This window comes from Mesorhizobium sp. WSM4983 (genome assembly GCF_029625765.1).
In the GTDB taxonomy this organism is placed as follows: domain Bacteria; phylum Pseudomonadota; class Alphaproteobacteria; order Rhizobiales; family Rhizobiaceae; genus Mesorhizobium.
In genome coordinates this window covers 561,308-582,985 of sequence record NZ_JARTVM010000002.1, presented here as the reverse complement: position 1 = coordinate 582,985, position 21,678 = coordinate 561,308, and the positions used below count along the sequence as shown (strand labels likewise).

27 protein-coding genes are annotated in these 21,678 nt (G+C 64.7%); 14 read left to right on the top strand and 13 right to left on the bottom strand.

Annotated features, from left to right (window positions below):
• Positions 1 to 4 precede the first annotated feature (4 nt).
• Genes P9254_RS10120 through P9254_RS10105 form a run of 4 tightly spaced genes read right to left on the bottom strand, consistent with a single transcriptional unit; the run spans position 5 to position 2,487 of the window.
• Positions 5 to 346: a hypothetical protein gene (locus P9254_RS10120; protein ID WP_278053431.1), complete on the bottom strand. Its 342-nt coding sequence runs from the start codon at positions 344 to 346 to the stop codon at positions 5 to 7.
• Positions 343 to 1,230 (bottom strand): NAD(P)-dependent oxidoreductase, encoded by an 888-nt coding sequence (locus tag P9254_RS10115; protein WP_278053430.1) that lies wholly within the window; start codon positions 1,228 to 1,230, stop codon positions 343 to 345. The genes P9254_RS10120 and P9254_RS10115 overlap by 4 nt, the downstream gene beginning before the upstream one ends.
• A complete protein-coding gene (locus P9254_RS10110; protein ID WP_278053429.1) occupies positions 1,227 to 1,763 on the bottom strand; it encodes a gluconokinase in 537 nt (178 codons plus the stop codon). Before P9254_RS10110 ends, P9254_RS10115 begins: the two co-directional genes overlap by 4 nt.
• A complete protein-coding gene (locus P9254_RS10105; RefSeq protein WP_278053428.1) occupies positions 1,732 to 2,487 on the bottom strand; it encodes an SDR family oxidoreductase in 756 nt (251 codons plus the stop codon). The genes P9254_RS10110 and P9254_RS10105 overlap by 32 nt, the downstream gene beginning before the upstream one ends.
• A 78-nt stretch (positions 2,488 to 2,565) precedes the next feature.
• Between P9254_RS10105 and P9254_RS10100 the strand changes: the two genes are divergently transcribed.
• The 3 genes from P9254_RS10100 (at position 2,566) to P9254_RS10090 (ending at position 5,677) form a co-directional block, all read left to right on the top strand.
• Positions 2,566 to 3,513 (top strand): 2-hydroxyacid dehydrogenase, encoded by a 948-nt coding sequence (locus P9254_RS10100; RefSeq protein WP_127241083.1) that lies wholly within the window; start codon positions 2,566 to 2,568, stop codon positions 3,511 to 3,513.
• Positions 3,514 to 3,574: 61 nt separating this feature from the next.
• Positions 3,575 to 4,609 carry an L-idonate 5-dehydrogenase gene (locus P9254_RS10095; RefSeq protein ID WP_278053425.1) on the top strand — a complete coding sequence of 345 codons (1,035 nt, stop codon included), beginning with the start codon at positions 3,575 to 3,577 and terminating at the stop codon, positions 4,607 to 4,609.
• A gap of 75 nt (positions 4,610 to 4,684) precedes the next feature.
• Positions 4,685 to 5,677, top strand: a complete 993-nt coding sequence (locus P9254_RS10090) for a LacI family DNA-binding transcriptional regulator (RefSeq protein ID WP_278053423.1) — start codon at positions 4,685 to 4,687, stop codon at positions 5,675 to 5,677.
• Between the two features lie 66 nt (positions 5,678 to 5,743).
• On the opposite strand, the gene P9254_RS10085 is transcribed toward P9254_RS10090, so the two are convergent.
• From P9254_RS10085 to P9254_RS10075, 3 genes are read right to left on the bottom strand one after another with little or no spacing between them, the layout of a single operon-like run.
• On the bottom strand, positions 5,744 to 6,841 hold the full coding sequence (locus P9254_RS10085; RefSeq protein WP_127241085.1) for an ABC transporter substrate-binding protein: 1,098 nt from the start codon (positions 6,839 to 6,841) through the stop codon (positions 5,744 to 5,746).
• 13 nt (positions 6,842 to 6,854) lie between these two features.
• Positions 6,855 to 7,937, bottom strand: a complete 1,083-nt coding sequence (locus tag P9254_RS10080) for an ABC transporter permease (protein WP_095799814.1) — start codon at positions 7,935 to 7,937, stop codon at positions 6,855 to 6,857.
• Positions 7,938 to 7,946: 9 nt separating this feature from the next.
• The gene (locus tag P9254_RS10075) at positions 7,947 to 9,440 is read right to left on the bottom strand and encodes a sugar ABC transporter ATP-binding protein (protein WP_278053421.1); all 1,494 of its coding nucleotides are present in this window, start codon (positions 9,438 to 9,440) and stop codon (positions 7,947 to 7,949) included.
• 133 nt (positions 9,441 to 9,573) lie between these two features.
• Between P9254_RS10075 and P9254_RS10070 the strand changes: the two genes are divergently transcribed.
• Positions 9,574 to 10,497, top strand: a complete 924-nt coding sequence (locus tag P9254_RS10070) for an SMP-30/gluconolactonase/LRE family protein (RefSeq protein WP_095824049.1) — start codon at positions 9,574 to 9,576, stop codon at positions 10,495 to 10,497.
• Positions 10,498 to 10,534: 37 nt separating this feature from the next.
• On the opposite strand, the gene P9254_RS10065 is transcribed toward P9254_RS10070, so the two are convergent.
• On the bottom strand, positions 10,535 to 11,452 hold the full coding sequence (locus tag P9254_RS10065; RefSeq protein ID WP_278053419.1) for a polyprenyl synthetase family protein: 918 nt from the start codon (positions 11,450 to 11,452) through the stop codon (positions 10,535 to 10,537).
• Between the two features lie 128 nt (positions 11,453 to 11,580).
• Between P9254_RS10065 and P9254_RS10060 the strand changes: the two genes are divergently transcribed.
• The 3 genes from P9254_RS10060 (at position 11,581) to P9254_RS10050 (ending at position 13,285) form a co-directional block, all read left to right on the top strand.
• Entirely contained in the window at positions 11,581 to 12,288 is a 708-nt protein-coding gene (locus P9254_RS10060; RefSeq protein WP_278053578.1) for a biosynthetic peptidoglycan transglycosylase, read from the top strand.
• 153 nt (positions 12,289 to 12,441) lie between these two features.
• On the top strand, positions 12,442 to 12,624 hold the full coding sequence (rpmF, locus tag P9254_RS10055) for a 50S ribosomal protein L32 (protein ID WP_006203806.1): 183 nt from the start codon (positions 12,442 to 12,444) through the stop codon (positions 12,622 to 12,624).
• Positions 12,625 to 12,883: 259 nt separating this feature from the next.
• A complete protein-coding gene (locus P9254_RS10050) occupies positions 12,884 to 13,285 on the top strand; it encodes a hypothetical protein (protein ID WP_095782517.1) in 402 nt (133 codons plus the stop codon).
• A 34-nt stretch (positions 13,286 to 13,319) separates the two neighbouring features.
• On the opposite strand, the gene P9254_RS10045 is transcribed toward P9254_RS10050, so the two are convergent.
• Complete coding sequence (locus P9254_RS10045) at positions 13,320 to 13,838, bottom strand: winged helix-turn-helix transcriptional regulator (protein ID WP_278053417.1); 519 nt, start codon at positions 13,836 to 13,838, stop codon at positions 13,320 to 13,322.
• A gap of 96 nt (positions 13,839 to 13,934) precedes the next feature.
• Here P9254_RS10045 and P9254_RS10040 point away from each other — a divergent pair, with 96 nt between their 5' ends.
• From P9254_RS10040 to P9254_RS10025, 4 genes are all read left to right on the top strand, one after another.
• Positions 13,935 to 14,759 carry an alpha/beta fold hydrolase gene (locus P9254_RS10040; RefSeq protein ID WP_278053416.1) on the top strand — a complete coding sequence of 275 codons (825 nt, stop codon included), beginning with the start codon at positions 13,935 to 13,937 and terminating at the stop codon, positions 14,757 to 14,759.
• A 90-nt stretch (positions 14,760 to 14,849) separates the two neighbouring features.
• A complete protein-coding gene (locus P9254_RS10035) occupies positions 14,850 to 15,506 on the top strand; it encodes a glutathione S-transferase family protein (RefSeq protein WP_278053415.1) in 657 nt (218 codons plus the stop codon).
• 6 nt (positions 15,507 to 15,512) lie between these two features.
• Positions 15,513 to 15,848 carry an ArsR/SmtB family transcription factor gene (locus tag P9254_RS10030; protein WP_127247177.1) on the top strand — a complete coding sequence of 112 codons (336 nt, stop codon included), beginning with the start codon at positions 15,513 to 15,515 and terminating at the stop codon, positions 15,846 to 15,848.
• A gap of 11 nt (positions 15,849 to 15,859) precedes the next feature.
• Positions 15,860 to 16,324, top strand: a complete 465-nt coding sequence (locus tag P9254_RS10025) for an SRPBCC family protein (RefSeq protein WP_278053414.1) — start codon at positions 15,860 to 15,862, stop codon at positions 16,322 to 16,324.
• Positions 16,325 to 16,347: 23 nt separating this feature from the next.
• Here the strand turns inward: P9254_RS10025 and P9254_RS10020 are convergent, their stop codons facing one another.
• The 3 genes from P9254_RS10020 to P9254_RS10010 all read right to left on the bottom strand — a co-directional run bounded on the left by P9254_RS10020 (position 16,348) and on the right by P9254_RS10010 (position 18,199).
• Entirely contained in the window at positions 16,348 to 16,623 is a 276-nt protein-coding gene (locus P9254_RS10020; RefSeq protein WP_067319326.1) for an ArsR/SmtB family transcription factor, read from the bottom strand.
• A 31-nt stretch (positions 16,624 to 16,654) separates the two neighbouring features.
• Positions 16,655 to 17,902 (bottom strand): MFS transporter, encoded by a 1,248-nt coding sequence (locus tag P9254_RS10015; protein ID WP_067002026.1) that lies wholly within the window; start codon positions 17,900 to 17,902, stop codon positions 16,655 to 16,657.
• A gap of 102 nt (positions 17,903 to 18,004) precedes the next feature.
• Entirely contained in the window at positions 18,005 to 18,199 is a 195-nt protein-coding gene (locus P9254_RS10010; RefSeq protein ID WP_067002029.1) for a DUF1192 domain-containing protein, read from the bottom strand.
• A gap of 109 nt (positions 18,200 to 18,308) precedes the next feature.
• On the opposite strand from P9254_RS10010, the gene P9254_RS10005 reads away from it, so the two are divergent.
• The 3 genes from P9254_RS10005 to P9254_RS09995 all read left to right on the top strand — a co-directional run bounded on the left by P9254_RS10005 (position 18,309) and on the right by P9254_RS09995 (position 20,713).
• Positions 18,309 to 19,319 carry an NAD(P)H-quinone oxidoreductase gene (locus P9254_RS10005; protein WP_278053410.1) on the top strand — a complete coding sequence of 337 codons (1,011 nt, stop codon included), beginning with the start codon at positions 18,309 to 18,311 and terminating at the stop codon, positions 19,317 to 19,319.
• Between the two features lie 296 nt (positions 19,320 to 19,615).
• Positions 19,616 to 19,756 (top strand): DUF1127 domain-containing protein, encoded by a 141-nt coding sequence (locus P9254_RS10000; RefSeq protein WP_095778147.1) that lies wholly within the window; start codon positions 19,616 to 19,618, stop codon positions 19,754 to 19,756.
• 255 nt (positions 19,757 to 20,011) lie between these two features.
• Positions 20,012 to 20,713, top strand: a complete 702-nt coding sequence (locus P9254_RS09995) for a DUF1013 domain-containing protein (RefSeq protein WP_067319324.1) — start codon at positions 20,012 to 20,014, stop codon at positions 20,711 to 20,713.
• Between the two features lie 65 nt (positions 20,714 to 20,778).
• Here the strand turns inward: P9254_RS09995 and P9254_RS09990 are convergent, their stop codons facing one another.
• The gene (locus tag P9254_RS09990; RefSeq protein WP_059189944.1) at positions 20,779 to 21,498 is read right to left on the bottom strand and encodes a helix-turn-helix transcriptional regulator; all 720 of its coding nucleotides are present in this window, start codon (positions 21,496 to 21,498) and stop codon (positions 20,779 to 20,781) included.
• Positions 21,499 to 21,678 lie beyond the last annotated feature (180 nt).

Sequence of the window (21,678 nt, the reverse complement as noted above, 5' to 3'; positions counted from 1 at the left end):
CACGTCAATCCGTCCACAGGGAAAACTCGTTGGCGATGGTGACGTGGTGGTGAATGCGTCCCTCGAAATACTTGGCCAACACCGCCTCGGTCGCGGCGCGAGATTCCGCGCGGGCGGGGCTCGCGAGCGCGGCCTCGACCGCGGCCATGTCGCGATAGTTGATTGCCAGGATCATCGGGAATTCCGGCGCGCCGTCGTCGCGCTTCTCGGCAAAGCTGACGCGTACGTCTAGTGCGCCCGGGAAAGCCTTCCACTTCGGCAGGACGGTTCTGATCACATCCTCGCGGAAGGCTTCGGTTTGGCCGTCCTTCACCTTGCCTTCAAACAGCGCATAGCGTGTGATCATGCTGCGGGCTCCTCATCCTTGCGTCGGAAAAATTCCATCAAAGCGGCCTGGTCCTCGCCACCCAGTCCGGCGGCCGTCAACAGCCGGTGCACTTCGGCGCAGACGGCCGTCAGCGGCATTGCGGTGTGCGTGCGCCGCGCCAGGTCCTGCGCGGCGTTGAGGTCCTTGACCATATTGTCGATGCGGCCGGTGCGCCGGTAGTCGAGGGTCGCAAAACGCGGCAGGTATTCCTGCAGAATGGCGCTGTCGGCGCGGCCGCCTTTCAGCGCCTGCGGGATCTTGAGAGCGTCCACGCCGGCGTCGAGCGCCAGCCGGGTCGCTTCCGCCACAGCCATGAAGTTCAGGGCGCAGAGCACCTGGTTGATCAGCTTCGTCGTCTGCCCCGCACCGGCCGGGCCCATATGCGTATAGTTGCTGGCGACGTGGTGGAGCACCTTGTGCGCGTCCGCCACATCTTCCGCCTTGCCGCCGGCCATCAGCGTCAGCTCGCCGACGAGGGCTTTCGGCGCCCCGCCCGAGAGCGGGGAGTCGACCCAGCGCAGACTCTTTTCGGCGGCGTCCGCCGCCAGCTGGCGCGTCGCGTCGGGGTCGATGGACGACATGTCGATGATCAGCGTGCCGGGCTTCGCGCCAGCGGCGACGCCGCCATCTCCGAACACGGCGCGGCGCACGATCGCAGCGGAATTGAGGCTGAGGATGACGAAGTCGGCCGCTGCGGCGGCCGCGGCCGCGCTGGCCGCGGCGCTGGCGCCCTTCGCAACCAGCGTTTCCACCTTGACCGTGTCGAGATCAAACACGAAGAGCCGGTTGCCGGTAGCGAGCAGGCGTTCGCCGATCGCTCCGCCCATGGCACCGGCACCGATTAGCGCGACTATGTTGGTCATGACGGTCGCTCCTCAAATCTGGACGTTATATCCGCGACAATCTTTTCGAGCGGTGCGTCGATCGCCACCGCGATGGCATACTCGTCCTTGCCTGGCACTTCCAACGTCGCGAACTGGCTGTCGAGCAGGCTGGTCGGCATGAAATGGCCGGTGCGCTCGCTCATGCGCCGGGAAATCAGTTCACGCGAACCATCGAGATAGATGAACAGCACCGGCGCGCGGGCCTGCTCGGTGATGAAATCGCGATAGGCGCGCTTCAGCGCCGAACAACCGACGATGACCGGTGCGGGCTGCAGCCTCAGCGTTCCGCCGACTTTCGCCAGCCATGGCCACCTGTCGGCGTCATCAAGCGGAATGCCTGCGCTCATCTTGGCGGTGTTGGCTTCAGGGTGCAGCTTGTCGCCATCCACATACGTCGCGTGGATCGCACGGGCCAGCGCCTCGCCAACCGTCGTCTTGCCCGAACCGGTGACGCCCATGACGACCATGCGCGGCGGCAGGTCAGATCGAAGCTGTGATGCCGCCATCGACATAGAGGACATGTCCGTTGACAAAGGAAGAGGCGTCGGACGCCAGGAAGACGCAGGCGCCGACCAGTTCTTCGACCTTGCCCCAGCGGCCAGCCGGCGTGCGCTTTTCAAGCCAGGCGCTGAAGGCCGGGTCGGCGACAAGGGCCGCATTGAGCGACGTGTCGAAATAACCGGGCGCGATGGCGTTGCATTGCAGGCCGTGCCTGGCCCAGTCGGTCGCCATGCCCTTGGTGAGATTGCCGACCGCGCCCTTGGTCGCCGTGTAGGGCGCGATCCCCGGCCGGGCGAGCGCGGTCTGCACGCTGGCGATGTTGATGATCTTGCCGCGGCCGCGCCGGATCATGTGGCGCGCCACGGCCTGGCCGACATGGAAGACGCTGGCGACATTGGTCTGCAGCAGGCGCTCGAACGCGTCGGCGGGAAAGTCCTCGAGCGGCGTACGGAACTGCATGCCGGCATTGTTGACCAGAATGTCTATCGCTCCGTGAGCCTGCTCGAACGCATCGATGGCGGCGCGTACCGCATCATGGTCGGTTGCATCGAAGGCCAGCGTCACAGCACCGGGGATTTGCGCGGCCGCAACGGCGAGTTTTGCCTTGTCGCGGCCGTTGAGGACCACTTTGGCCCCGGCACCGGCGAGCCCTTTTGCCAAGGCAAAGCCGATGCCTTGCGAGGAGCCGGTGACGAGCGCGGTGCGCCCGGTGAGATCGAACAAGGTGGACGACATTTTCTCGATTGCCTCTCGTCGCTGTCCGTTTTATGTTATCGATAACATCAGCTGTCAAGTCAAGTGGAGCGAAAACCGATGCAGCGGCCCCATATCCTTCAGGTTGGACCTTATCCCGCGTGGGACGAGGTGCCGCTCAACGAAGCCTTCGTGGTGCATCGTTATTTCGCGGCCGAGGACAAGCCGTCCTTCCTCGCCGACGTCGGGCCGCAGGTCCGCGCCATCGCCACCCGCGGCGAACTCGGCGCGAACCGCGCCATGATCGAGGCCTGCCCGGCACTCGAGGTCGTCTCGGTCTACGGCGTCGGCTTCGACGCGGTCGATCTGTCGGCGTGCCGAGAGCGCGGCGTGCGGGTCACCAATACGCCTGATGTGTTGACCAACGACGTCGCCGATCTCGGCATCGCCATGATGCTGTGCCTGTCGCGCGGCATGATCGGCGCCGAGCGCTGGGTGCGCGACGGCAGCTGGGCCTCTAAGGGCCTTTACCCGCTGAAGCGCCGAGTCTGGGGCCGGCGGGCCGGCGTGCTCGGCCTCGGCCGCATCGGCTATGAGGTGGCCAAGCGTCTGGCCGGCTTCGGCATGGACATCGCCTACAGCGACGTCGCGCCCAAGGATTTCGCCGCGGACTGGGAGTTCGTCGCCGATCCCGTCGCCCTGGCCGGCCGTTCCGATTTCCTGTTCGTGACGCTCGCGGCGTCGGCCGCGACGCGCCACATCGTCAATGGCGAGGTGATCGCGGCGCTTGGCGAGGACGGCATGCTGATCAACATTTCGCGCGCCTCCAATATCGACGAGGGTGCGCTGCTCGATGCGCTCGAGAAGAAGGCGCTGGGGTCTGCCGCGCTCGACGTTTTCGAGGGCGAGCCGAAGCTCAATCCGCGGTTCCTGGCGCTCGACAACGTCCTTTTGCAGCCGCACCATGCGTCGGGCACTATCGAGACACGCAAGGCGATGGGCAAGCTGGTACGCGACAACCTTGCCGCCCATTTTGCTGGCCAGCCGTTGCTGACGCCGGTGCTGTGAAATTGTTTTACACAAGTTTTCACGCAAAGCCTGCCTGCACAATCCGAGGAGTTCGCCTGCCATGAAGTCGATCGTCATCCACGCCGCCAAAGACCTGCGCATCGAGGACCGTCCGGTCGAGGCACCGGGGCCGGGCCAGGTGCTGTTGCGTCTCGCCGCCGGCGGCATCTGCGGCAGCGACCTGCACTACTACAATCACGGCGGTTTCGGAACGGTGCGCCTGAAGGAGCCGATGATCCTCGGCCACGAAGTCTCCGGCGTGATCGAGAGCCTCGGGCCGGGAGTGAGTGGACTGCAGACGGGACAGCTTGTCGCCGTGTCTCCGTCGCGGCCTTGCTATAGCTGCCGCTATTGCCGCGAGGGCATGCACAACCAGTGCCTCAACATGCGCTTCTACGGCAGCGCCATGCCGTTCCCGCATATCCAGGGCGCGTTTCGTGAAATGCTGGTGGCGGACGCGATTCAGTGCGTCCCGGCCGACGGCTTGACCGCCGGCGAGGCGGCGATGGCCGAACCGCTGGCCGTCTGTCTGCACGCGACGCGCCGGGCCGGAGAGATGCTGGGCAAGCGCGTGCTGGTCACAGGCTGCGGGCCGATCGGCCTGCTGTCGATCATCAGCGCGCGCCGCGCGGGTGCGGCCGAGATCGTCGCCGTCGACATCGCCGATTTCACGCTGTCGATGGCCATGCGCGCCGGCGCCGACAAGACCATCAACACCCGAAGCGAGCCGGAAGGTTTGGCGCCCTACCTTGCCGACAAGGGGACCTTCGACATCCTCTACGAATGTTCGGGCGCGGCGTCGGCGCTGGCGCAAGGCATCGCGGCGCTGCGTCCGCGCGGCACCATCGTCCAGCTCGGCCTCGGCGGCGCCGAGATGGCACTGCCGATGTCGACGGTGACCGCCAAGGAACTGTCGATCAACGGCTCGTTCCGCTTCCATCCCGAATTCGCCGTCGGCGTCGAGCTGATGCGCAAGGGGCTCATCGACGTGAAGCCGCTGATCACCCACTCGGTGCCGGTCGACGAAGCGCGTTCCGGCTTCGAGCTCGCCAACGACCGCGGCCAGGCGATGAAGGTCCAGATCGCGTTTGCGTGAGCCGCAACGGCGCGTTGCATTCCGCCGTGATATCGATAACGTACGGCCATGCAATCTTCGCCCAAAAGGCCGACCATGGCCGATGTAGCGCATCGCGCCAACGTCTCGACGATGACCGTGTCGCGCGCTTTCAAGCGCGACGCTTCGGTCAGCGCCGATACGCGCGACCGCATCCTCAAGGCGGCTGAAGAGCTCGGCTATGTCTTCGACAGCATCGCCGCCAATCTGTCGTCGCGGCGCTCCGGCTTCGTCGCCGCGACGATCCCCTCGATCAACAACGCCAACTTCGCCGACACGGTGCGCGGCATGACCGAGGGCCTGCGTGACAGCGGGCTGGAGATCCTGCTCGGCTTCACCGACTATAATGTCGAGGAGGAGGAACGCCTGGTCGGGCAATTGCTGCAGCGTCGCCCGGAGGCGATCATCGTCACCGGCGGCCGGCACACGCCGCGCTGCCGCAAGCTGCTGGCAAATGCCGGCGTTCCGGTCGTGGAGACCTGGGATTTGCCGGCCGACCCCATCGGCCACGTCGTCGGCTTTTCCAATGCCGAGGCCGGGCGGCTGATGGTCGATCATTTCGTTCAGCGCGGCTATTCGAGGCTGGGCTTTATCGGCGGCGACACCTCGCGGGACACCCGTGGTCTGGACCGCCGACGCGGCTTCGTCGCGGCGCTGGAGGACCGCGGCCTCGACGCTTCGCGCGTGATTGCCTCCGGCGTGCCGCCGATCTCGATGCGCGAGGGCGCGACCGCCATGGTCGAGATGATCTCGCGCTGGCCGGACACACAGGCGGTGATGTGCGTGTCCGACCTCTCCGCCTTCGGCGCCCTGATGGAATGCGTTCGACGCGGCATCCGCGTGCCGGACGACGTGGCGATTGCCGGCTTCGGCGCCTATGATCTCGCCGAGCAGTCGGTGCCTTCGATCACCACGATCGACGTCGGCGCGCATGAGATCGGCATCCGCGTCGCCGAGCTGGTGCTCGACCTGCTCAACGGGCGGCGAGCGCTCGATGACCGCGTCGTAGTCGGCATGACGCCCAAGGTTGTTGTGCGACACACGGCCTGAAGCGTCGGAAAAAACGAACGGCCGGCGGATGATCGCCGACCGCTCGCTGATCGTTCTGGATGGCGTCTATTTGCCCCAGATCTTCTTGTATTGGTCGCGGTAGCCGTTGCCCGGGTCGAAACGGTTGTCCGGGCCGCCGTCGAACTCGACATTGTCGGAAGTCACCACATGCAGCGGGGAGATGTAGCCCGACCATTTCTCGCCGGCCATGGCGCGGTTGAGCTCGTCGACAAGCTGCCAGCCCTGCAGGTTCAGCGGCTCGGCCACCGTCACCTTCTGGAACTGGCCGGAGCGGATGCGCTGGTAGGCCGATTCCGAACCGTCGCCCGCCGCGACGTTGATCGGCGCATCGGTGCCGGACTTGCCGGCCGCCGCGAGCGACGGCCCCATAAAGTCGAAATAGAGGTCGTTGATCGCCAGCGAATGGGTCCATTGATCGCCGTATTTCTGCAGCAGCGAGGTGGTGAGCTGCGGCATGCGCTGCGAGGTCTCGGCGATCGGCGTGTCGACATATTCGAGCACCTTCCCGCCGAGATCCTCGATCTCCTTCTTCATCCGGTCCGCCTTGGCGATAGCGATCTGGTAGGTGGAATCGGTGAAGATGATGACGCCGGGCTTGCCCTTGGCGTCGACAAAGGCCCAGTCGGCCGCCGCCTTCGAAACTTGCATTGGATCGGTCGAGACGTTGGCGACGATGCCGAGATCGTCGATCGGGCCGACGGTCGGCGCGGCGTGCCAGGCCACCATCGGGATCTTGGCCGCCTTGGCCTGCTCCATCGCCGGCTTCTGCTCGACGGCGTCGAAGCCGTTGATGATGATGCCATCGGGATTGAGCGCCAGCGCCTGGCCGAAGGCAGCGGTGCGGCCGCCGATGGAGCCGGCGCCGTCAAGCGTCTTGACCGTCCAGCCCAGGGCGGCAGCGGCTTCCTCGACACCCTTGGTGACGCCGAGGATGCCGCCGTTCTTCATGTCGGCGCCGAGCACGACGATGGTCTTGCCGGCAGCCCCTTTCGGTCCCGTGGTCGGTCCGTCCCACTTCTCGACCTTGCTGGCATATTTATCCACCACCGCTTTGGCGTCGGCCATCGGGTCGGCCAGCGCCGGCGAGGCGATGCCAAGCGCCAGGCAGGCAATTCCGAGCTGTAGGACTGTTCTGCGCTGCATATCGTTTCTCCCATTAAGCATTGTCGGTTGTATTTGTTGATTGGCTGGTGGCTGGTCGGCTGGTGGGCGCGGATGCCGGCACCACCGCGCCGCGGCGCCGCTGCGCGTAGCCGGCAATGCCGATCGCGACGAGCAGGGTGACGCCGTTGAACAACGGCTCTACCCAGAACGACCCGCCGAACTGCTGGATGCCGGAAATGCCTACGGCGAGGATAACGACGCCGACGATCGTGCCCCAGACATTGACGCGGCCCGGCTTGATGGTGGTCGATCCGAGGAATGCGCCGACCAGGGCCGGCAGCAGGTATTCGAGGCCAACACTGGCCTGGCCGATCCTGAGCTTCGAGGCCAGCAGCACGCCGCCCAAGGCGGTGAGCGCGCCGGAGGCGACGAAGGCCCCCATGACGAATTTCTGCACCGGAATGCCGTTGAGCGCGGCCGCCTTCGGATTGGCGCCGATGGCGTAGAGGTAGCGGCCAAGCGGCATATATTCGAGCACCAGCCACATCACCAGCGCCAGCACGACCACGTAGTAGCCGGTGATCGGCAGGCCGAACAGCATGGTGCCGTTGAGGGAAAGGAAACCGTCGGGAAGCACGCCGACGACCTGGCGGCCGCCCGTGTACCACATTGCCAAAGCGTAGAGCACCGTGCCGGTGCCGAGTGTGGCGATGAAGGAATCGATGCGCGCCACCTCGACCAGCAGGCCGTTGATGAAGCCGGTGAGCACGCCGAGCAGGATGACGATGAGCACCGCGAGCGGCCAGGGCACGCCGAATGCGGTTTGCAGGCTGATGGCAAGGATGTGCCAGAGCACGATGCCGTAGCCGACGGTGAGGTCGATGCGGCCCGAAGCCATCGGAATCATCGCCGCCAGCGACAAGAGCGCGATGATCGCCTTGTCGGAAACGATCGAGCGCAAATTGAGCAGCGTCGGGAACGTCCGCGGCAGGAGCAGCGAGAAGAGCAGGATCAGGAGCAGCGTCAGGATCGGCAGGCCGTAGACCGGCAGATAGCGCGCCGCCTTCTGGCCGTAGCTCAGTCCGGCGAGCTCCGAACGGGTCGGCTCCAGCGCCGTCGATTTGATCGAGTTCATGGATCCTCCTCAGGCGGCTTCGGACACGGAAGCGGCGCTGATGAGCGCCGCCGTCGTCAAGGCATCGCCGGCGAGCTCGCGCACGATGCGATTGTGCGAGAAGACGAGCGCGCGGTGACAGATGTGGGCGACTTCCTCGAAATCGGTGGAGACGACGATCACTGCCAGCCCGGCTTCGACCGCGGCGGCGATCAGCCGATAGATCTCGGCCTTGGCGCCGACATCGACGCCCGCAGTCGGATCCTCGGCGATCAGAAGCTTACGGCCCGTCGCCAGCCAGCGGCCGACGACCACCTTCTGCTGGTTGCCGCCAGAGAGCGCCTCGATCGGCAGGTGCGGGTCATTGGGCCGCAGCCCTAGCCGTGCGCCGAGCTCCCGCGTCAGCTCGCTTTCCCGGGCCGGCTTCATAAAGGAGAAGAGCCCGCGGCCGACGGCCGAGGGGTTGAGATACATGTTCTCGCGCACTGAGAGCGACAGCGCCACGGATTCCTCGGTGCGGTCACGCGCAATCAGTCCGACGCCGGCGGCAAGAGCGGCGCCGACCGAGGACAGGTCGAGGCGCTTGCCATCGAGCCAGACCGAGCCGTCGAAAGCTTCGGCCCCAAACAGCGCGCGGCCGACGGCTTCCTGCCCGGCGCCGCGCAGGCCGACCAGGCCAAGCAACTCGCCGGACCGTGCCTCGAAGCGAACCGGACCGACACTGCCGCAGGTGAGGTTTTCCACCCTGAGCCGCTCCGGACCGTCCTGCCAATGCGACTTGGCAAACATCTGGTGCGCCGGCCGGCCGACGATGAGATCGACCAGTTCCTGCGGCGTGGTCTCGGCCACCGGCTTGACCGCGACCATGCGGCCGTCGCGCATGACGGCGACGCGGTCGGCGATGCGGAACACCTCGTCCAGCCGGTGCGAGACATAGATCATGCCGACGCCGCGCGCGCGCAGCGGCCGGAGCGCCTCGAACAGGCGCTCGACCTCGTCCGCCGGCAGGCTCGCCGTCGGCTCGTCGAGGACCAAGACGTCGGCCTCGGTGGCCAAAGCCCGGGCAATCGCCACCAGAGACTTTTCGGTGCGGGAGAGGTCCTGCACTCGCGTCGCCGGATCGAAGGCACAGCCGACCAGCGCCAGCGCGCGCTCGGCGCGGCGCTCGGTGTCTTGCCAGTCGATCAGGCTGATGCGGCGCGAAAAACCCTGCGCCATGCCGACATTCTCGGCCACGGTCATCCATTCGATCAAGCCGAGGTCCTGATGGATGAAGGCGACCTTCTGCGGCTGATTGGGGCGGGGCGGGCGATGGTGATAATCCTCGCCGCGAAAGCGGATCGTGCCCTGGTCGCGCTTGTGGATGCCGGCGAGCGTCTTGATGAGCGTGGATTTGCCGGCGCCGTTCTCGCCGAGCAGCGCGACGATCTCGCCCTCATGGATGTCGAGCGAGACCGACTTCAGCGCCAGGGTGCCGCCAAAGCGCTTGGAGATGTCGATGAATTCGATGAGCTTGGGCCGCATTTTTTGGCCTCCTCCCAAGCCAAGCAAATGACTGAATTGCGACCGATGTTATCGCTAACATTTATGCAGGTCAAGTCTTGAAAATGGATCAACGCGCCGGCTATCGATGAGGCGGTTTTCGCGGAGAAGCACCATGTTCGGAGACATTGAAGGCGCTGGGTTCGAAGTTCTCAACGAGCGGTTCGAGCGGTGTTTCGTCGGTCACGTTGCGGTCGAGCGGCTGTGGACCGGCGGGCGCTGGCTCGAGGGCCCGGCGTGGTTCGCCGCCGGCCGGTATCTTCTTTTCTCCGACATCCCGAATGACCGCATCATGCGCTACGACGACACCAGCGGCACGGTCTCGGTCTTCCGCTCGCCGTCAAACAACGCCAACGGCAACACCGTCGATTTCCAAGGGCGGCTTGTCACCTGCGAGCATCGCGCGCGGCGCGTCACCCGCACCGAGCATGACGGCTCGATATCGGTGATCGCCGACCGCTTCGAAGGCAGGCGCTTGAACTCGCCCAACGATGTGGTGGTGCGCTCGGATGGCACGGTATGGTTTTCCGACCCGCCCTACGGCATCGCCACCGACTACGAGGGCGACCGCGCCGAGCAAGAGATCGAGGGATGTCATGTCTATCGTGCCGATCCTGCAACCGGTGAGGTAACGCGAGTTGTCTCGACTATGGCAAAACCCAACGGCCTCGCCTTCTCCCCGGATGAGACGATCCTCTATGTCGGCGACACAGGCGTCACGCATCAGAAGGACGGGCCAAGGCACATCCGCAAGTTCGCTGTCGAGGGCAACAATCTGCGCGAACTCGGCGTTTTCACCACCTGCACGGCCGGTCTGTTCGACGGGTTCAGGGTGGACACGACCGGCCGCGTCTGGGCAGGGGCCGGCGACGGCGTCCACTGCTTCGATCCAGACGGCACGCTGATCGGCAAGATCCGCATCCCGGAGACGGTGGCCAACCTGACTTTCGGCGGTCCCAAGCGCAATCGCTTGTTCATCACGGCGCGGCAGTCGCTTTACGCGGCTTTCGTGGTGGCGAACGCCGCGGGGCGGGGGTGAAAACCGCGACCTGAGCTCCGCGACGTCGGCTGCGGTCTCAGCTGCTCCGCGTGGCGATAAACGTTGCCGCCGCCTTCAGCAAATCCGCCTGCTCGCCATAGGGCTCCAGCAGCGCATGCGCCTGGTCGATCAGGCCGTGGAGCTGCTCGCGCGCCCAATCGGCGCCGTGCAGCGCAGCAAGTGTCGCCTTGCCGGCGGCGGCGTCCTTCTTGGTCGCCTTGCCCATCTGCTTTGCGTCGGCGGTGAGATCGAGCAGGTCGTCGGCTAGCTGGAAGGCAAGACCGATCGCCGAGCCGAACTCCGCCAGCCTTTCACGGTCGACGGCGGATGCGCCGGCGATGATGGCGCCTGCTTCGCAGGCAAAACGGATCAGCGCGCCTGTCTTCATCGCCTGCAGACGGATGATGCCGGCCTCGTCCGGCCGCTTGCGCTCGGCCTCGAGGTCGAGCGTCTGGCCGCCGACCATGCCGCCGGTTCCGGCGGCGCGGGCGAGCGCCAGCACCAGCGCCGCCCGCCGCTCGGCCGGCAACGCCGTCGCCTCGTCGGCGATGATGTCGAAGGCCAAAGTCAACAGCGCGTCGCCGGCAAGGATCGCGGTTGCCTCATCGAAAGCTTTGTGCACCGTCGGCTGGCCGCGGCGCAGATCGTCGTCGTCCATGGCAGGAAGATCGTCATGGATCAGCGAATAGCAATGCACGCATTCGAGCGCGGCGGCGACGCGCAGCGCCGCCTCGTCATTTGCCGAAAACAGCGCCGCGCTTTCCATCACCAGAAAAGGGCGGAGCCGCTTGCCGCCGTTGAGCACGCCATGGCGCATCGCCGCCATCAGGCGTTCCGGCCGGGCGATCTCGCCGGAGAGCAGAGGCGCATCGAAAACCTGCCGCAGCAGGACCTCGACTGCTGCGGCGCGCGTAAAAAGCGCGGATTCGAAGGCCACCTGGTCGTCTTTCAACATGGCCGGACCGGTAGCCGACACTCAGACGTTGCGCAAGCAGCCTCGCGCCATTATGCCGAAGTAGCGGGTGGCACGGGTGGGGCGACTTGACGGAACCGATCGTCGAACATGAAAGCGAAGGGCTGGACATGGCACGGCCGCGGAGCCTGAACCGCGCCGGTCTCAAGCGCCTTGGCCGGCGCTGCCTGGTCGCGGCGATCGTGCTGGCCGCGATGCCGGTCGCGCTCACCTTTCTCTATCTGCCGCCTTTCGTGCATCCGGTTTCGACGCTGATGCTGAAGGATCTTGTCACCTTCTCCGGCTACGACCGGCGCTGGGTTTCGATCGACGATGTGGCGCCGGTGCTCATGCATTCGGTGATCATGTCGGAAGACGGGCAGTTCTGTTTCCATCGGGGCGTCGACCTCGGCGAATTGCGCGGCGTGGTCGACGATGCGCTTGCCGGCGAGGCAACGCGCGGCGCCTCCACCATCACCATGCAGACGGTGAAGAACCTGTTTTTGTGGTCGCGGCCGCTCGGCAGCGTGCGCAAGGTCGTCGAGCTGCCTCTGGCCGTCTATTTCGATGCGGTGATGTCGAAGCGCCGCATCATGGAGATCTATCTTAACATCGCGGAATGGGGGCCAGGCATATACGGCATCGAGGCGGCCGCGCAGCATCATTTCGGCGTCTCGGCCAGGCAATTGTCGCGCCGGCAGGCAGCGTTGCTTGCCGTCAGCCTGCCCAACCCGATCGCGCGCAATCCGGCCAGGCCAGGCCCGGGCTTGAGGCGCCTCGCCAATCTGATCGAGCGGCGGGCCGGGCGTTCGGGCGCCTATGTCGGTTGCCTCGATTAAGGTGAACCGGCGCCGGCTCAAAAAAATTCGTGCCAGTGCTGGCCAAAACGGCGCAAGGCGTGTATAGGCACCCGACTTTCTCAGATTATGGCCTCGATGCGGCCCTTTCGCGAGGGTTGCCGGGGCATTTTGACCATGTAGTGGAGCATATCCATGGCCGTTCCAAAAAGAAAAACCTCTCCGTCGAAGCGCGGCATGCGCCGCTCGGCCGACGCCCTCAAGGCCCCGACCTATGTCGAGGACAAGAATTCCGGCGAAATGCGCCGGCCGCACCACATCGACCTGAAGACCGGCATGTATCGCGGCCGCCAGGTGCTGGAGCCGAAGGAAAGCTGAGAAGCTTGCACGGGAAAGCTGAGAAGCTTCCATGGTTGTGACGTTTTCAGAGGACCGGCCGCTGGCCGGTCTTTTTGATTCTGGCGACCGGATGAAGGTCCTCGCGCTGGCTGGGCACGAGCCGCCGAAAAGGCAGCGGGAAAACGGCTGACATCGTTATTTCATTAGGATTTAGAGCGTGTTCGGCGCCGTCGCCGAAAAGCCTTGACGGCGTGCCCGCCGCGCCTTTTACAAAGGGTGCCTCATTGGAGACGCCTAGATGTTCGGTGCCATCCCGCTGCTGATCGTGCCCTTCGTCCTCTACAACCTCGGACTCCTCGGCTTGTTCGGCGGCGGCGACGATCCGTGGACGATCGAAATGTTCTCGTTCCGGATGATGTCGGGCGGCGTCTTTTCGATGACGCTCGGCGACCTGATGGTGCTGATCGGGCTGATCTTCCTCTTCGTCGAGATATCGAAATCGGTGCGCACCACCAATGCGTCGATCCTGGATCATCTGTTGTCGACGCTGGTCTTCATCGCCTTCCTGGTCGAGTTCCTGCTGGTGAAGGGCGCCGCGCATTCGGTCTTCTTTTCGCTGATGATCATCGCGCTGTTTGATGTGCTGGCCGGCTTCTCCGTGTCGATGCGGTCGGCAAGCCGGGATATCAACTTAAACTAGGATTGCACCCGGCGACCCGCGGTCCAAAACGCCGTCAACCTGCGGCGGCCTGAGGCTTGCGGGCGACAACCGCCTCATAGGCGGCCTGCAGCTGCCGGCGCACGGTCGGCGTGCCGGGCGGCGTCTTCACCGGCGCTCCAAGATGTTCGTGGCGCAATTCGTCCATGAACCGATCCCACAACGGCGGGCCGCCTTTTTCGAGCAGCTCGGCTCGGATCGACAGCTCCTCGCTGACCGGCAGCCAGACGCGGCCCCAGGCGCCGAGATGCGCCATGATCGGCACAAGGGTGATTGCCATCTCGGTCAGGCTGTAGATCGCCTTCTGCTTGTGGCTGGGATCGCCCGCCTTGGTCAGGAGGCCGAGCTCCATCAGCCGCTTCAGGCGATCGGCCAGGATGTTGGAGGCAATGCCTTCGATCGAGCCGTTGAGCAATTCCCGAAAATGACGCCTGCCGCCGAAGATAATGTCGCGCAGGATGATCAGGCTCCAGCGGTCGCCGAAAACTTCCAGCGACAGATTGATCGGGCAGCCGGAGCGGTGCTCGGTGTTCATGCCAGTCTCCAAAAACCGGTTGCACTATGATATCAGCCTGCTTATCGTGCAACTGATTGCAATATGCAAGCAGATTGAGAGATAGAGGAGGGAAGGATGACCGTCTTGCCTCGCCCTGAGATCCATTCGGAAAGCTTCGGCGACCCGGCCGACCCGGCGATCCTTCTGATCATGGGCGCCATGGCCTCGATGCTCTGGTGGCCGGAAGCCTTTTGCCGGGCGCTTGCCGAGCGCGGCCGTTTCGTCATCCGCTACGACAATCGCGACACTGGTCTCTCAACCAAGTATACGCCGGGCGCGCCGCCCTACAGGTTCGAGGACATGGTCGATGATGCCGTCCGTGTGCTCGACGATCACAATATCGCCAAGGCGCAGGTCGTCGGCATGTCGATGAGCGGGATGATCGCGCAGATCGTAGCGCTGAAATATCCCGAACGGGTCAGCGCGCTCACCGTGATCTCCACCTCACCGCTCGGTGTCGATACGTCCGGTTTGCCGGGGACGAGCGAGGCCTACCGAGAGCATTCCGCCGAAGGTGCGGATGTCGATTGGTCGAACCGGCAACAAGTGATCGACTTCATGGTCAGGGACGCTCGCGCAATCGCTAGCACCCTGCATTCGTGCGACAGCGAACGGACACGTGCGATGATCGAGGAGGACTACGATCGGTCCGGCGGTCTCGCCAGCGCCACCAACCACTTCCTGCTGAAGAGCAGCGGCCCGGAGCGGCGAATAAGGGATTTGACCGTGCCGCTGCTCGTCATCCACGGCACTACCGATCCGCTCTTCCCGATCGAGCACGGCGAGGCGCTCGCCGGCGCGGTTGCCGGCGGCAGGCTGGTGCGGATCGAAGGCGGCGGCCACGAACTGCACCGCAACGATTGGCCGCAAATCCTCGAAGCAATCGCCGCATTTGGCTAGCCCGGCGGATTAGGATTGACACCAGCGGTCTGCGAAAATAGTTAAGTGATCACTTCAGTATTGCCTCGACCTCCGCCGACAGGAGAAAAAATGTCCCTGACGCTGTATTTCCATCCGCTCGCTTCCTTCTGCTGGAAGCCGCTGATCGCGGTCTACGAAAACAACACGCCGTTTGCGCCGCAGATCGTCGATCTCGGCGATGCGCCGTCGCGCGCGGCTTTCTTGAAGGTTTCGCCGACGGGCAAGATGCCGGCCCTGCGCGATGACGCGCGGGGCCGCACGGTGCTGGAATCGACCATCGTGATCGAATATCTCGGCGCCTATTATCCCGGGCCGGTCGAGCTCATTCCCGCCGACGTCGACCTCGCCATCAAGGTGCGCCAGGCCGACCGCTTCTACGACTTCTACGTGCAGGAGCCGATGCAGAAGATCGTCGGCGACCGGCTGCGGCCAAAGGACAAGACCGATCCGTTCGGAGTCGAGCAGGCGCGCGAGCAGCTGCGCAATTCCTACGCCATCATCGAACGGGAGATGCAGTCAAAAACGTGGGCGGTCGGCGATCACTTCACTTTGGCCGACTGCGCCGCCTCGCCTGCGCTGTTTTACGCCAACAAGGTCGAGCCGTTCGGCGACAAATTTCCCGCCGTGAAACGCTATCACGATCGTCTGCTCGAACGGCCGAGCTTCGCCCGCGTGATCGAGGAGGCGCAGCCCTATTTCAAGTTCTTCCCCTACAACAATGGCTAAGCCTCGATGCTGCACGATCCCGCCCAGCTCGATCTGATGTTCCAGGCGCTTGCCGATCCCGCCCGGCGCCAGATGGTGGAACGTCTGTCGCGCGGACCGGCATCGGTCAGTGAGCTCGCCGAGCCGCTGGCGATGTCGCTGTCGGCCGTCGTCCAGCATCTCGCCGTTCTTGAGACGAGCGGGTTGGTGAGGACCGAGAAGCTTGGCCGGGTGCGAACCTGCCGGATCGAGCCAAACGCATTGCGGGCAGCCGAGCATTGGATCAACGAGCGGCGACTGGCCTGGGAACGCCGGCTCGACCGGCTCGGCGATTTTCTCACGGACATCAACGACCAAACCTGAAGGGATCCGTCATGACCGAACGATCCGTCGTCCATTCCACCTTCGTCATCGAACGTCTCTATCCGGCGCCGCCCGAAAGGGTCTATTTCGCGCTCAGCGATCCGGCGGCCAAGAAATGCTGGTTTTTCGATCCCGACAGCCCGATGCCGAGCCGGCATGAAATGGATTTTCGCATCGGCGGCAAGGAGGTGAATGCCGGCTGCCCGAGCGACGGGCAGACGCATTTCTTCAACGCCGTCTACCAAGACATCGTACCGAACAAACGCGTCGTCTACAGCTATGAGCTGCTGTTCGGCGAAACCCGAGTCTCGGTTTCGCTGGCGACGATCGAGCTCATCGCGGAAGGCAAGGGAACGCGACTGGTTCTTACGGAGCAAGGGGCCTTCTTCGACGGCATCGACTCGCCGGCCACGCGCCAGCATGGAACGGGCGAACTGCTCGACGCGCTTGGCGCGGCGCTGCAGGCAGCGAACTGAGGCCTCCGGCTGGTGGCCAGCGGTCACTCTCCAGGGGAGAGTTCCCAAAATTGATCCAGCCAGACATTCAGCCTGAGGAAGCCGGCGGTGCTGACGGCGTAGACGCGTCTGGTGCCCTCGGCCCTGGCTTTGACCAGACCGGCGTCGAGCAGGACTTTCAGATGCTGGGAAACGGCCGGGCGCGAAACCGGCAAACCGGCCGCCAACTCATTCACCGTCTTGGGACCGCGCCGGAGCTCTTCCAAGAGATAGCGCCGGTTGGGATCGGCTATCGCCACGAAAGCGTCGGAAAACATCATGCCTCATTTGTGGGGCAAAGTTCCCCAAATCTCAACCATCGGTTTCAACCTTTGTGCGCGGGTCGAGCCGCAAGGCTTCCGGCGTGACGGCGCGGTCGGCCGGCTGCGTCTTGAAGGCATCGCGGTTCTCGATCGGAACCGGCGCGCGGGCGCGGATGCGGAGCAGGGTGTAACCGGCAAGGCAGAGATGCGCGAGCGCTGTCGCAAGGAAGAGCGCTTCGGGGCGCAGCCAGCCCATCAAAGCGGCGGCCAGCAGCGGTCCGATCATGGTGCCGAAGCCATAGAGCAACAGCAGGCCGCCGGAAACCTTGACGAAATCCTCCGCCCGCGCGTGGTCGTTGGCATGCGCGACGGCGATCGAATAGAGCGTGTATGCGAAGGCGCCGTAGGCGGCCGTCAGCAAGATCACGAAAACGCCGGAACGCGGCTCGACCAGAAAGACCAGCACGGCAAACAGTGCCGCGCCGAAGGCTGCGCCCGCCAGCACGAAACGGCGGTCCGTGGTGTCGGATAGCCGGCCCGCGGGAAGCTGCATGGCCGCGCCGGCGATGACCACCAGGCTCATCATGAGCGCGATCTCGGCGGTAGAGATGCCGATGCGGGCGCCATAGACGGCGCCGAGCGTGCCCCAGGCGCCATTGGCTATGCCGATCAGAAGGCAGGCAACCGCCGACACGGGCGAATTGGCGTAGAGGCCTTTGACGTCGAGCTTGACATCCTGCAGCGGCTTCGGATGCGACTGGGTCGACACCGCAGTCGGAAGGAGCGACAGGCAGAACAGGATGCCGGTGATCATGAACAGCGAGGCCGATTTCACATCGCCGCCGGCGACGATCATCTGGCCGCCCATGATCGAAGCATAGGTGACCATCATATAGAGGCCGAAGACGGTGCCGCGATTCTCGTTGGTGGCCTTCTCATTCAGCCAGCTTTCGATGACCATGAAGGCGCCGGCCATGGTGAAGCCGGTGAAGGCGCGCAGCAGGATCCAGAAATACTCGTCGATGATGAGGCCGGTGAGGAGCGCAATGATTGCGCCGGAGGCGGCGAAGGCGCCGAACGCCCTGACATGACCGGCACGGCGCACCAGCCGCGGCGCGAAGAAACAGCCAGTGACGAAGCCGCCCGCCCATGCCGTGCCCATCAGGCCGAGCGAGGCGGTCGAGAACCCCTCAAGCTGGCCGCGCAGCGGCAAAAGCAGGCCATGCAGGCCGGAGGCCGCCAGCAGGAACGCGGTGCCGCGCAGCAGCGAGAGGATCGGTCGGTAGGTTGCGAACATAGGCTGATCCGGCTGGTAATTTCGAAGCGCAGGTCTGTTTGAGGGTGCAGCTCTGGCAGTCGCTTTCAGGCTTTTCCGGGGCGGCTGGCCATGCAGCCAGGATTATCCGCGGCGAAACAGTGCCTCGGCGGCGGATTTGGTGGCGCCCCTGGCGGCCCGCTCAGCTTCCAGCCTCGCGATCTCTTCGCGCAGCAGGTCAATGCGCTCGGACAAATCATCGACAGACAGCAGCGACAGATCCTGTCCGATCTCGTGTGGGCGGGGCTTCTTCCTGGGTTCGTCGTCGAAGATCGCCATCGTCGCTTCTCCCTGATTTCACCATTTGCCTGATTTGGTAATGAGCATACATAGGGCAGGGATGCCGATGCAAACAGCCGGCCAGCGGCATGAGGAAACGGGACAATTCATGGCAAGCGGACAGCATATTCCGGCAAAGATGACGGCGATCGCAATCTCGCAGCCTGGCGGTCCCAGGGTGCTGAAGCCGGAGACGCGCGACGTGCCCACGCCCGGCCCCGGCGAGGTCCTCATCCGCGTGCACGCGGCCGGCGTGAACAGGCCCGACGTGCAGCAGCGCAAAGGCGCCTATCCGCCGCCGCCCGGCGCCTCGGACCTGCCCGGGCTCGAGGCGGCCGGTGAGATCGCGGCGCTCGGCGACGAGATATCGCGCTGGCGCACCGGCGACCGGGTCTGCGCGCTGACGCCGGGCGGCGGCTATGCCGAATATGTCAAGGTCCACGCCGGCAGCGTGCTGCCGATCCCGGCGGGCTTTACCTATTCCGAGGCCGCGGCCGTGCCGGAGAACTACTTCACCGTCTGGCACAACGTGTTCGAGCGCGGCGGGCTGAAGAAAGGCGAGACGCTGCTTGTCCATGGCGGCTCGTCCGGCATCGGCACGACGGCCATACAGCTCGCCTCGGCATTCGGTGCCTATGTCGTCACCACGGCCGGCAGCAAGGAGAAGTGCGACGCCTGTCTTGGGCTCGGCGCCGACCGGGCGATCAATTATCGCCAGCAGGACTTCGTTGCCGAGGTCAAGGACGCAACCGGCGGCCGGGGCGCCGACGTCATCCTCGACATGGTGGGCGGCGACTATGTGGCGCGCAACTACGACGCCGCGGCCGTCGAAGGACGCATCGTCCAAATCGCCGTACAGGCCGGTGCGGTCGCCAGCACCGACTTCGCAAAGCTCATGGTCAAGCGCCTTGTCCATACCGGCTCGACGCTTCGGCCGCGCACCGTCGAATTCAAGGCAGCCATCGCGGCGGCGCTCGAGGCTCAGGTCTGGCCGCTGCTCGGCACCCGCAAGGTCGCTCCGGTCATGGACATGATCTTCCCGCTGACGGAGGCATGGCGGGCGCATGAGCGGATGGAGGAGGGCGAGCATATCGGCAAGATCGTCCTCGACGTCGGCTAGGATGCGCCCGATATAGGTGAGGCGGGCCTGCAAGCAATTGTGTCCTGCGCTTCCGCTGCTCACGTACTTTAAGTACGTTCCGCTCCGGTTTGCGGACCAACCGTTTTGGGCTTGGCCTGACCTGAATCCGCGACGCATCCTGGGCGTTCTGATCCCTGACGAGAGACTGAACAAAGGCCTAATGCTGCAATGCACAAAATGCATTGCCGCCATGCAAAAGAGTCCGTTCAATTCGTAGGCAAGGGTGCCTATTTACGCGGCATCGAACAACTGATCCAATGGAATGGAGGACTGAAATGAACCCGATCCGCGCTTTCCGCAACTGGCGCCTCTACAATGAGACGGTGCGTGAGCTGAACAAGCTGAACGCCCGCCAGCTGAACGACCTCGGCATCAACCGCGCCGACATCGAGCGTATCGCTCGCCAGGCTCTTTGATTTGAAGCGCGACCCGGCCGCGAGGCTGGGCCGTAGTCTCGAAGCCAGAGCCGTCGCAGACGCTTGCTCGTCTCCGGTTCCGAACCCGCTGGACTCCGTCCGGCGGGTTTTGTCTTTTTGGGTCCCAGCTGCTCCCCTCCCAAAAACATTGCGAAATCGTGACGGAGCGTTTATACAGGCCGCGAATTTCCCATTTTGGTGGCTCTAAAACCACCGCCCGCGCGGGAACGCGGGCGAACGAGAAGGATTTTTGACATGGCCAATACGCTGCTGATGCCCAAGGCCACCGCCGTCTGGCTGGTCGACAACACCGCGCTCTCCTTCGAGCAGATCGCGCAGTTCTGCGGGCTGCATCCGCTGGAGGTCAAGGCGATAGCGGACGGCGAGTCGGCGCAGGGCATCAAGGGCATGGACCCGATCATGACCGGCCAGCTCACCCGCGACGAGATCGCGCGCGGCGAGAAGGATCCGAACCACCGGCTGAAGCTGTCGGACCCCAAGGTGCGGGTGCCGGAATCGAAGCGCAAGGGCCCGCGCTACACGCCGCTGTCGAAGCGCCAGGACCGGCCGAACGCCATCCTCTGGCTGGTACGCAATCATCCCGAGCTCAAGGACGCGCAGATCGCGCGGCTGGTCGGCACGACCAAGTCGACGATCGAGCAGATTCGGGAGCGCCGGCATTGGAACTCGGCCAATCTGCAGCCGATGGATCCGGTGACGCTGGGCCTGACCTCGCAGATCGACCTCGACATGGAAGTCAACCGCGCCTCGCGCGGCCGCGAGCAGGCACAGCCGGTGGCCGGCGACACGCTGCTGCCGGCGGCGCTGACCGAAAGGCTGACGCCGGCTCCGGAGAAGCCGAAGGACGAGGATCAGGAGCTCGACGCCAATGCCGTGTTCGCCAAGCTTTCGGCGCTGAAGTCGAAGGACAAGAAAGAAGACGGGGAAGAGGAGTAAGGTCTCCCAGCCCGACAAAAAAGCCCGCTTCGCGCGGGCTTTTTTGTCGGCCGTGCCTGGGGAGGTCAGGTCCGCGCCGCTCGATCGGGCGCCATGCCGTAATCCTCGCTGCGTTCCACGGCGCGGTAGAAGTCGGCGAGCTGCTTGCCGCGCTCCGGCTTGTAGATACGCCCGGCAATCACCACCGAGGCGATGCGGTCGATGCGGAAGGCGCGAAAATCGTCGCGCATCTCGCACCAGGCGACCAGAGTCCATACCTTGCCCCAGAACCAGAGGCCCAGGGGCCGGATGTCGCGCGCCGTGCCGCGCCCGGCTTCGTCCGAGTAGTCGATGGTGAGCACCTGGCGCTTCTCGATGGCGCGCTCGATGAGGTCGATCGCCTCGCGCGCGGCATCGCTCACCACCCACATCGGCGTGTGGATCTCGGTGCGCGCGATGCGATCCTTTTCCGTGTCGGGCAGCACCGCGCCGATCTTGACCAGCGCCTCGTCGGCGGCCCTTGCCATCGCCGCGCCGCCAAAGGCGCGCACCATGCGGGCGCCGGCAACGAGCGCCACGATCTCGTCACGCGTGAACATCAGCGGCGGAAGGTCGAAACCTTCCCTCATCATGTAGCCGACACCCGCCTCGCCGTCGATCGGCACGCCGGTCGACTGCAAGTCGGCTATATCGCGGTAGATGGTCCGCTCGGACACCTCGAGCCACGTCCCGAGCTTCTGTGCGGTGACCAGTCTGCCTCCGCGCAGATGCTGCACGATCTGGAAAAGCCTGTCGGCGCGGCGCATCGTTTGACCCCTTGCCTTCGGTTCTACGCATGCCGCGGTCCCAAAACCGGTTCCCGCAGGTTCGAGGCTGCTTCAATAACGCAAGCCTCCTGACAACATACTGTCAGGAGGCTGCAGCCACTCCACCACCGGACAACGGCGTCTTTCCTGAAACCCAGCGTTTCAACCGACATTACATCT